The 9,418-nt window shown below is 48.2% G+C and carries 4 protein-coding genes, 17 tRNA genes and 1 rRNA gene (1 of these 22 cut by a window edge); all 22 read left to right on the top strand.

The window, feature by feature from the left end:
- A 23S ribosomal RNA gene (locus NYE70_RS12905) occupies window positions 1-2,533 on the top strand (it extends 397 nt beyond the left edge of the window).
- Between the two features lie 65 nt (window positions 2,534-2,598).
- Window positions 2,599-2,674: transfer RNA gene (locus NYE70_RS12900), tRNA-Asn, on the top strand.
- A 3-nt stretch (window positions 2,675-2,677) separates the two neighbouring features.
- Window positions 2,678-2,769: transfer RNA gene (locus tag NYE70_RS12895), tRNA-Ser, on the top strand.
- Between the two features lie 21 nt (window positions 2,770-2,790).
- Window positions 2,791-2,865: transfer RNA gene (locus NYE70_RS12890), tRNA-Glu, on the top strand.
- Between the two features lie 60 nt (window positions 2,866-2,925).
- Window positions 2,926-3,001, top strand: a tRNA-Val gene (locus tag NYE70_RS12885).
- A gap of 37 nt (window positions 3,002-3,038) precedes the next feature.
- Window positions 3,039-3,112 (top strand) — tRNA-Met (locus NYE70_RS12880).
- Between the two features lie 33 nt (window positions 3,113-3,145).
- Window positions 3,146-3,222: transfer RNA gene (locus NYE70_RS12875), tRNA-Asp, on the top strand.
- An 84-nt stretch (window positions 3,223-3,306) separates the two neighbouring features.
- Window positions 3,307-3,382, top strand: a tRNA-Phe gene (locus NYE70_RS12870).
- A gap of 23 nt (window positions 3,383-3,405) precedes the next feature.
- Window positions 3,406-3,481 (top strand) — tRNA-Thr (locus NYE70_RS12865).
- Window positions 3,482-3,486: 5 nt separating this feature from the next.
- Window positions 3,487-3,571: transfer RNA gene (locus NYE70_RS12860), tRNA-Tyr, on the top strand.
- Window positions 3,572-3,579: 8 nt separating this feature from the next.
- A tRNA-Trp gene (locus tag NYE70_RS12855) sits at window positions 3,580-3,653 on the top strand.
- Window positions 3,654-3,681: 28 nt separating this feature from the next.
- A tRNA-His gene (locus NYE70_RS12850) sits at window positions 3,682-3,757 on the top strand.
- Window positions 3,758-3,779: 22 nt separating this feature from the next.
- Window positions 3,780-3,854, top strand: a tRNA-Gln gene (locus NYE70_RS12845).
- A 6-nt stretch (window positions 3,855-3,860) separates the two neighbouring features.
- A tRNA-Gly gene (locus tag NYE70_RS12840) sits at window positions 3,861-3,935 on the top strand.
- 11 nt (window positions 3,936-3,946) lie between these two features.
- A tRNA-Cys gene (locus NYE70_RS12835) sits at window positions 3,947-4,020 on the top strand.
- A gap of 11 nt (window positions 4,021-4,031) precedes the next feature.
- Window positions 4,032-4,117: transfer RNA gene (locus NYE70_RS12830), tRNA-Leu, on the top strand.
- Between the two features lie 12 nt (window positions 4,118-4,129).
- Window positions 4,130-4,206: transfer RNA gene (locus NYE70_RS12825), tRNA-Arg, on the top strand.
- Window positions 4,207-4,240: 34 nt separating this feature from the next.
- Window positions 4,241-4,320: transfer RNA gene (locus NYE70_RS12820), tRNA-Leu, on the top strand.
- A 195-nt stretch (window positions 4,321-4,515) separates the two neighbouring features.
- Window positions 4,516-5,370, top strand: a complete 855-nt coding sequence (locus NYE70_RS12815; protein WP_341046252.1) for an alpha/beta fold hydrolase — start codon at window positions 4,516-4,518, stop codon at window positions 5,368-5,370.
- A gap of 61 nt (window positions 5,371-5,431) precedes the next feature.
- Window positions 5,432-6,286: an aminoglycoside 6-adenylyltransferase gene (gene ant(6) / locus NYE70_RS12810; RefSeq protein WP_341046251.1), complete on the top strand. Its 855-nt coding sequence runs from the start codon at window positions 5,432-5,434 to the stop codon at window positions 6,284-6,286.
- A gap of 21 nt (window positions 6,287-6,307) precedes the next feature.
- The gene (locus tag NYE70_RS12805) at window positions 6,308-7,039 is read left to right on the top strand and encodes a class I SAM-dependent methyltransferase (protein ID WP_211025647.1); all 732 of its coding nucleotides are present in this window, start codon (window positions 6,308-6,310) and stop codon (window positions 7,037-7,039) included.
- Window positions 7,040-7,234: 195 nt separating this feature from the next.
- Entirely contained in the window at window positions 7,235-9,415 is a 2,181-nt protein-coding gene (gene nrdD / locus NYE70_RS12800) for an anaerobic ribonucleoside-triphosphate reductase (RefSeq protein WP_341046250.1), read from the top strand.
- The last annotated feature ends 3 nt before the right edge of the window (window positions 9,416-9,418 follow it).

Genomic DNA, 9,418 nt, shown 5'->3' with positions numbered 1-9,418 from the left:
TTCCCTCCGAGACGGATCCCGAGTAGTGCGGGGCACGTGAAACCCCGTATGAATCTGCCAGGACCATCTGGTAAGGCTAAATACTCCCTAGTGACCGATAGTGAAGCAGTACCGTGAGGGAAAGGTGAAAAGCACCCCGGAAGGGGAGTGAAAAAGAACCTGAAACCGTGTGCTTACAAGAAGTCAGAGCCCGATCTATGGGTGATGGCGTGCCTTTTGTAGAATGAACCGGCGAGTTACGTTTGCAAGCAAGGTTAAGCCGAGAAGGTGGAGCCGCAGCGAAAGCGAGTCTGAATAGGGCGATTAAGTTTGTAGGCGTAGACCCGAAACCGTGTGATCTACCCCTGTCCAGGGTGAAGGTGCGGTAACACGCACTGGAGGCCCGAACCCACGTATGTTGAAAAATGCGGGGATGAGGTGGGGGTAGCGGAGAAATTCCAATCGAACTCGGAGATAGCTGGTTCTCCCCGAAATAGCTTTAGGGCTAGCCTCGGAAAGAAGAGTAGTGGAGGTAGAGCACTGATTGGGTGCGGGGCCCGCCAAGGGTTACCAAGCTCAGTCAAACTCCGAATGCCATATACTTATTATCCGGGAGTCAGACAGTGAGTGCTAAGATCCATTGTCAAAAGGGAAACAGCCCAGACCATCAGCTAAGGTCCCCAAGTGTGTGTTAAGTGGGAAAGGATGTGGAGTTGCACAGACAACCAGGATGTTGGCTTAGAAGCAGCCACCATTTAAAGAGTGCGTAATAGCTCACTGGTCGAGTGACTCTGCGCCGAAAATGTAACGGGGCTAAACACACCACCGAAGCTATGGCTTGATACTTATGTATCAGGGGTAGGGGAGCGTTGTATGTAGGTTGAAGGTGTACCGTAAGGAGCGCTGGACAGCATACAAGTGAGAATGCCGGTATGAGTAACGAAAAGATCAGTGAGAATCTGATCCGCCGAAAGCCTAAGGGTTCCTGAGGAAGGTTCGTCCGCTCAGGGTAAGTCGGGACCTAAGGCGAGGCCGAAAGGCGTAGTCGAAGGACAACAGGTTGAAATTCCTGTACCACCGTAAACCGTTATGAGCAATGGGGTGACGCAGTAGGGTAGTGACGCGAGCTGATGGATGCTCGTCCAAGCAGTGAGGCTGATGTGTAGGCAAATCCGCACATCGTAAGGCTGGGCTGTGATGGGGAGGGAAAATTTACAGTACCGAAGGTCATGATCTCACACTGCCAAGAAAAGCCTCTAGCCAGGTGAAGGTGCCCGTACCGCAAACCGACACAGGTAGGCGAGAAGAGAATTCTAAGGCGCGCGGAAGAACTCTCGTTAAGGAACTCGGCAAAATGACCCCGTAACTTCGGGAGAAGGGGTGCCCCGGTAGTGTGAATAGCACGAGGGGGCCGCAGTGAAAAGGCCCAAGCGACTGTTTAGCAAAAACACAGGTCTGTGCGAAGCCGCAAGGCGAAGTATACGGGCTGACGCCTGCCCGGTGCTGGAAGGTTAAGGGGAGTGGTTAGGGGTAACCCGAAGCTATGAACTGAAGCCCCAGTAAACGGCGGCCGTAACTATAACGGTCCTAAGGTAGCGAAATTCCTTGTCAGGTAAATTCTGACCCGCACGAATGGCGTAACGACTTGGGCGCTGTCTCAACGAGAGATCCGGTGAAATTTTAATACCTGTGAAGATGCAGGTTACCCGCGACAAGACGGAAAGACCCCATGGAGCTTTACTGCAGCTTGATATTGGACTTTGATACGATTTGTACAGGATAGGTGGGAGCCTAAGAAGCCGGAGCGCCAGCTTCGGTGGAGGCGCCGTTGGGATACCACCCTGATCGTATTGGAGTTCTAACCTGGTACCGTGATCCGGTGCGGGGACAGTGTCAGGCGGGCAGTTTGACTGGGGCGGTCGCCTCCTAAAGAGTAACGGAGGCGCCCCAAGGTTCCCTCAGAATGGTTGGAAATCATTCGAAGAGTGCAAAGGCATAAGGGAGCTTGACTGCGAGACTGACAAGTCGAGCAGGGACGAAAGTCGGGCTTAGTGATCCGGTGGTACCGCATGGAAGGGCCATCGCTCAACGGATAAAAGCTACCCTGGGGATAACAGGCTTATCTCCCCCAAGAGTCCACATCGACGGGGAGGTTTGGCACCTCGATGTCGGCTCATCGCATCCTGGGGCTGAAGTAGGTCCCAAGGGTTGGGCTGTTCGCCCATTAAAGCGGTACGCGAGCTGGGTTCAGAACGTCGTGAGACAGTTCGGTCCCTATCTGTCGTGGGCGTAGGAAATTTGAGAGGAGCTGTCCTTAGTACGAGAGGACCGGGATGGACGCACCGCTGGTGCACCAGTTGTTCCGCCAGGAGCATAGCTGGGTAGCTACGTGCGGACGGGATAAGCGCTGAAAGCATCTAAGCGTGAAGCCCCCCTCAAGATGAGATTTCCCAACTAGTAAGACCCCTTGAAGACCACGAGGTTGATAGGCCTGAGGTGGAAGTGCAGCAATGTATGGAGCTGACAGGTACTAATCGGTCGAGGGCTTATCCAAATTTCTAATGCAAATTTAAGTTTCGTATCCAGTTTTCAGGTGATCAATCATCTGAATATGAATATTCCCTGATAGCTCAGTTGGTAGAGCACTCGACTGTTAATCGAGTTGTCACAGGTTCGAGTCCTGTTCGGGGAGCCATATGGAGAGGTGTCCGAGTTGGCCGAAGGAGCACGATTGGAAATCGTGTAGGCGTCACAAGCGTCTCGAGGGTTCGAATCCCTCTCTCTCCGCCATAATTTTTCTTTAATAAGTAAGGCCCGTTGGTCAAGGGGTTAAGACACCTCCCTTTCACGGAGGTAACAGGGGTTCGAATCCCCTACGGGTCACCATTTAACTTTTCACTTGATTTAACACTAAGGTTTCTGGTACAATTAAATTTGTCTTTCCCTGGAGGCTTAGCTCAGCTGGGAGAGCATCTGCCTTACAAGCAGAGGGTCGGGGGTTCGATCCCCTCAGCCTCCACCATAATTTACTTTGACAAGTAAATAATCATTTTAACTGACGCGGGGTGGAGCAGCCCGGTAGCTCGTCGGGCTCATAACCCGAAGGCCGCAGGTTCAAATCCTGCCCCCGCAATTATCCCTTTGAGGGATGAAGATTTACTAGTGTGGAGCCGTGGTGTAGAGGCCTAACATGCCTGCCTGTCACGCAGGAGACCGCGGGTTCGAATCCCGTCGGCTCCGCCATTTATTTACACGAAGGAAACTGTCACTGTAACCATTGCTGAGTATAGCACCGGGGTAGGTAGAAGGTTCCGAAACTTTTAATACGGCTCGGTAGCTCAGTCGGTAGAGCAGAGGACTGAAAATCCTCGTGTCGGCGGTTCGATTCCGTCCCGAGCCACCATTGATTTATTGAATAGGTAACATGCCGTTGTAGCTCAATTGGTAGAGCAACTGACTTGTAATCAGTAGGTTGGGGGTTCAAGTCCTCTCGACGGCACCATACTTGGAGGCTTAGTGAAGTGGCTAAACACGGCAGACTGTAAATCTGCTCTCTACGAGTTCGGTGGTTCGAATCCATCAGCCTCCACCACTTTTTATAGGGGCATAGTTTAAAGGTAGAACAAAGGTCTCCAAAACCTTTGGTGTGGGTTCAATTCCTGCTGCCCCTGCCAATTTTCAAATAACTTAATACTTTTTATGGCGGTCGTGGCGAAGGGGTTAACGCACCGGATTGTGGCTCCGGCATTCGTGGGTTCAAGTCCCATCGATCGCCCCATTTTTAACTAAAAAATAATCGTTGGGGATTAGCCAAGCGGTAAGGCAACGGACTTTGACTCCGTCATCCATAGGTTCGAATCCTATATCCCCAGCCATTTTAAGCGGACGTGGCTCAGCGGTAGAGCATCGCCTTGCCAAGGCGAGGGTCGCGGGTTCGATTCCCGTCGTCCGCTCCATTCTATTATAAGGCGCCATAGCCAAGTGGTAAGGCACAGCTCTGCAAAAGCTCTACCCCCAGTTCGAATCTGGGTGGCGCCTCCATTTTCTTTTTAGCGGGAGTGGCGGAATCGGCAGACGCACAGGACTTAAAATCCTGCGGTAGGTGACTATCGTACCAGTTCAAGTCTGGTCTTCCGCACTTTTGATTTATGTCCCCTTAGCTCAGCTGGATAGAGCGTTTGACTACGAATCAAAAGGTCAGGAGTTCGAATCTCTTAGGGGACGCCATTATAACTCGCTTAAAGAAAATAAATATGATTATGCCGGTGTGGCGGAATTGGCAGACGCGCGCGACTCAAAATCGTGAGGGAAACCGTGGGGGTTCGAGTCCCTTCACCGGCATTACATTTAAATCTAAAGTTCATCAGATAATATCTGATGGACTTTTTTTATTTTGAAGAGAGAGCTCTCCGTGCCTGCAACAGCAAAAAAACAGCCCTTCCTTTACCAGAGTGGAGCAATAAAAAGATGGAAATTTTATGTGTTGCTGTTAGACTTACATTTGAGTGAAGTAGAACGAGGGTGAAGGTGAAGACTATGAGTCGGGAAATTCATACACTTCAAGTTGGAGACACAACACTGGAATACACGGTAATTGGCAAAGGAATCCCCATATTGCTTCTTCATGGAGGGCACTCGGGGTGCCAGGAGGTATTCGGCTATGAACGGTTGTTAGAGTCGGGATTCTCTATTATTACTCCCTCTCGTGCAGGATATGGCCGTACTACGCCAGTGATGGAATTGATCCTAGCATGCAGCTTGTATAAGGAGCTATTGGATCATTTATCCATTGATCATGTCCATGTCATGGCGATCTCAGCTGGCGGACCTAGCGGTATTTTGTTTTGCTCCTTATTTCCTGCCAGGGTCACTAGTTTTACGTTGCAGTGTGCGGTTACAAAACCATGGCTTGCACCGGCGGATCAAGCATATCGAGTTGCAATGCGTATTTTTAATCCGAATAGGGAAAAAGGAACTTGGAGGATGCTGGCGGTATTCAGCAACCTGTTCCCGAAATTAATGTTCAGATTGATGGCATCTTCTTTCTCAAATTTGTCTTATTCAGAAGTAAAACAACGAATAGACAACACCGCGATTGAAGAGTTTCGCAAAATGAATAACCGGCAACGCTCTCATTCAGGTTTTCTCATTGACTTAAAGCACAAGCATGATTATTCCAAAGAAATGGCCAATATTCAAGCGCCGACGTTAATCATGCACAGTAAAAATGATCGTTCAGTACCTTTAAGCCATGCAGAATATGCAAAGGCATATATTCCCCAAGCAGAACAATGTATTCTTGACTCCTGGGGACATCTCATATGGATTGGAAAGCATGCGGTTGAGTATGACGATGCATTAGTGTTGTTCTTAAAACGGCAAGAGCAATGAAATCTTTCTACTGCATAAATAGTATTCATTTGCGAGGGTTCCGAAATGGAGGGTTACTGTCTTGAGAAGTGAACAAGAAATGATGAAACTCCTTATGGATTTTGCTGTTAAGGATGATCGAATTCGATTGGTAACTTTGGAAGGATCACGCACCAACAAAAACATTCTCCCTGATCGATTTCAAGACTATGACCTCTCTTATTTCGTTACAGATATCGATTTTTTCAAAGGAAATGATGAGTGGCTTCGAGTTTTCGGGAAGATGCTCATGATGCAAAAGCCTGAAGATATGGAGCTGTTTCCGCCAGAATTGGGGAATTGGTTTTCCTATTTAATGATTTTTGAGGATGGAAACAAAGTAGACCTGACATTAATTCCCATTAACGAGTTGGAAGATTATTTTGCCAATAGCGATGGTTTAGTTGAAGTGTTGCTCGACAAGGACCTGCTGCTCAAGAATGAAGTTTTCGCCAACGATCATAAATATTGGATTAAAAAGCCTACTGCAAGAGAATTTGACGATTGTTGTAATGAGTTCTGGATGGGTTCGACCTATGTAGTAAAAGGATTAGCGAGAAAAGAGATCCTGTTTGCGATTGATCATCTCAATGAGATTGCTAGACCTAATTTGCTGAGGATGATGGCCTGGAACATCGGGTCGGAGCAAGGGTACAATTTTAGTGTGGGGAAGAACTATAAGTTTATTAATCGTTATCTTTCCAATGAACATTGGGAAAAGCTCCTATCCACCTATTCGGAGAATGGGTATCCGGAAATGTGGCAGTCGTTATTAACTTGTTATGACTTATTTAGAACATACTCGAAAGCTGTATCAGAAAGACTTGAATATAACTATCCCGACTATGATGAGGTTATCACTAAGTATACTGAAAGTATTTACGCATCATTGAGGTAAACTACAAGGAGGTTGATTGCCATGAAACAAAATAGCTATGACGATCCAGGCTTCTTCACGAAATACAGCCAAATGCCCCGTTCAACAGGAGGGTTGGATGCTGCCGGGGAGTGGTCCGTTTTTCGGGCGATGCTTCCGGAACTCAAGGACAAAAAGGTGCTTGATCTCGGTTGCGGTTATGGATGGCACAGCAGATATGTACGGGAGCATGATGCCAGTTACGTTGTAGGCGTGGATCTCTCTGAGAAAATGCTGGAGCGTGCCAGAAGCATGACCCGCGATGAGAAGATCAAATATCAGCGGAGCGCCATTGAAGATATCGATTATGCCGAGGGGGAGTTTGACCTGGTGATCAGTTCCCTCGCACTCCATTATGTTGGAGATTTTGAGAGCATTTGCCGCAAGGTTTATCACTGTCTCGCATCCGGCGGTACCTTTGTGTATTCGGTAGAGCACCCGGTGTATACCGCGCTTCCGGAACAAGACTGGGTTTACAGCGAGAGGGGAGAGAAATTGCATTGGCCGGTCGATCGTTATCATGAAGAAGGGCCGCGAAATGCAAGATTTCTTGATCATGATGTCGTTAAGTATCACCGAAGCATTGCGACGCAGGTGAATGCGCTCATTACATCGGGATTTCGAATTCGGGAGATGTCCGAACTTAAGCCGGAAGATTACCAGATCGAGCAGGATCCGGAATGGAAGGATGCAAGCCGAAGACCCATCTTTTTGTTGATTGCCGCAGATAAATAAGGAAGGACCCAGTACCATAATCATACACAGAGAAGCTTTCAATACTATATATAGTAGTTTTTGCCTTCGACAGTGTCTATAATCACTGTAAGTTGATTTTTGATAGGGTATACTTTCTGGACAGGCGGGCAATAAGCTTAGACTTTCCCTTAGTTGTATACCTGATCTTAAAATCACTAACGAAGGATGAATTAAATGATAGTTATTAAGCGAGACGGCTCAGAGGTAGCATTCAATCAACAGAAAATCATCGATGCGATTTGCGCGGCCATGAATAGTACGAAGAAAAAGGGCGACTCCGAATTGGCACAAAAGATAGCCGACAAAGTGACACGGAAAATCTCCAAGCTGGAGAAAGTGGATATCGAACATATTCAGGATGAAGTTCAATCCGCGCTGATGAATAGCAGAAGGAAAGACGCTGCCGAGGCCTACATTGGCTATCGCGAAATTAGAACATTGAAGCGGCGTGAACGCAGCAGTCTGGATAAGAAGGTACTTGGCCTCCTGGAGCTCACGAATGAAGAGGTACTGAAAGAGAACTCCAATAAGGATGGGGCGACCATTCCGACGCAGCGAGATTTGCTGGCAGGCATCATGGCGAAGGATTTCGCCCAAACCTACATGATCCCCAAACGGGTAGTCGAAGCCCACAACAGCGGGGACCTTCATTTTCATGATCAGGATTACAGCCCTTATTTCCCGATTTATAACTGCATGCTGATTGACCTGAAGGGAATGCTGGAGAACGGCTTCAAGCTCGGCAATGCTCAGATCGAAACTCCAAAGTCTATTACAACCGCTACAGCGATTACGGCACAGATTATCGCACAAGTGGCGAGTCACATCTATGGCGGCAATACGATTAATGAAATAGACAGAATTTTGGCCCCCTATGTGTTTGAATCTTTTAAAAAGCACTATCGTAAAGGCCTGGAATGGCTGTATATGCTGGAAATTGACGAAATCGAAGATATAGATATTTCCTGGGAAAATGAAAAATTACATAAGAAGTACCCGCGTTGTTTTGAGTATGCTAAAAGTTTGACCGAGAAAGAAACCTATGATGCGTTTCAATCTCTTGAATATGAAATCAATACGCTGGTAAGCGCCAACGGACAAACCCCATTCAGCACATTCGGCTTCGGGCGTGGATTGTCTTGGGCGGAGCGGCAAATCCAAATCGCTATTTTGCAAAACCGGATCCGCGGGCTTGGTAGAGACGGGAAAACCGCCATTTTCCCTAAGCTGATCTTTGGCCTGGAAGAGGGCGTCAACTTAAAGCCGGAGGATCCAAACTACGACATCAAGCAACTGGCTTTAAAATGCAGTACATTACGAATGTATCCCGACATCATTTCCGTACCGAAGGTCAAAGAAATTACCGGCTCCTTCAAATTTCCGATGGGCTGCCGCTCTTTTTTGGGCAGATATGAGGAGAACGGAGAGGAACTCCATGACGGCCGGTTTAACATGGGGGTAGTCACCGCCAATTTGCCGCGGATCGCTGTCAAAGCTAACGGCTCGGAAGCCGCTTTTTACCGCCTTCTGGATGAGCTTCTTGAAGTGTGCAAGGAAGGACTGATGTATCGTATTGAGCGCTTAAAAGGCGTCAAAGCGAAGGTGGCCCCGATTTTGTATATGGAGGGCGCGGCGGGCAGCCGGCTTCAACCGGAGGATACCATCGATCATCTGCTTAAGAACGGAAGAGCTAGCATTTCGCTAGGCTATATCGGCATCCATGAAACGATGATGGCTTTGTACGGAACCTGTCTTTTTGACGATCAGGAATTGCGAAATAAAGGGCTGCAGATCGTGCAGTACTTAAGCCAAAAAGCCGAGCAATGGAAAGAGGAGACCGGTTACGGCTTCAGTTTGTATTCCACACCGGCGGAATCCCTGTGCTACCGCTTCTGCAGACTGGATGAGGAGAAGTTCGGCCGTGTTGAAGGAGTGACGGATAAAGGTTATTATACGAACTCCTTCCATCTCGACGTGAACAAGAAAGTGACTCCATTTGAAAAGATACAATTCGAAAAGGATTACCCTCAATACGCAAGCGGCGGATTTATTACGTACTGCGAATTCGATTCGATGGTCAACAATCCGGAGGCGCTGGAAGCGGTATGGGATTACGCTTATGAACGGGTGCCCTATTTTGGAACGAACACGCCGACCGATCGATGCCTGGAGTGCGGGTTTGAAGGTGAGTTTGAAGCGACAAATACTGGCTTTGAATGTCCGAACTGCGGCAATGCCAATCCGAAAACCTCTTCCGTCATCCGGCGCTGCTGCGGGTATTTGTCGGAGCCGAGCCAACGGCCGTTTAATGCGGGCAAGCAAAAAGAAGTGCTCTCCCGCGTTAAACATATGTGAGCT

It is taken from the genome of Paenibacillus sp. FSL R5-0407 (assembly GCF_038009185.1).
In the GTDB taxonomy this organism is placed as follows: Bacteria; Bacillota; Bacilli; order Paenibacillales; family Paenibacillaceae; genus Fontibacillus; species Fontibacillus vini.
This window is presented reverse-complemented; position numbering and strand designations above follow the sequence as displayed.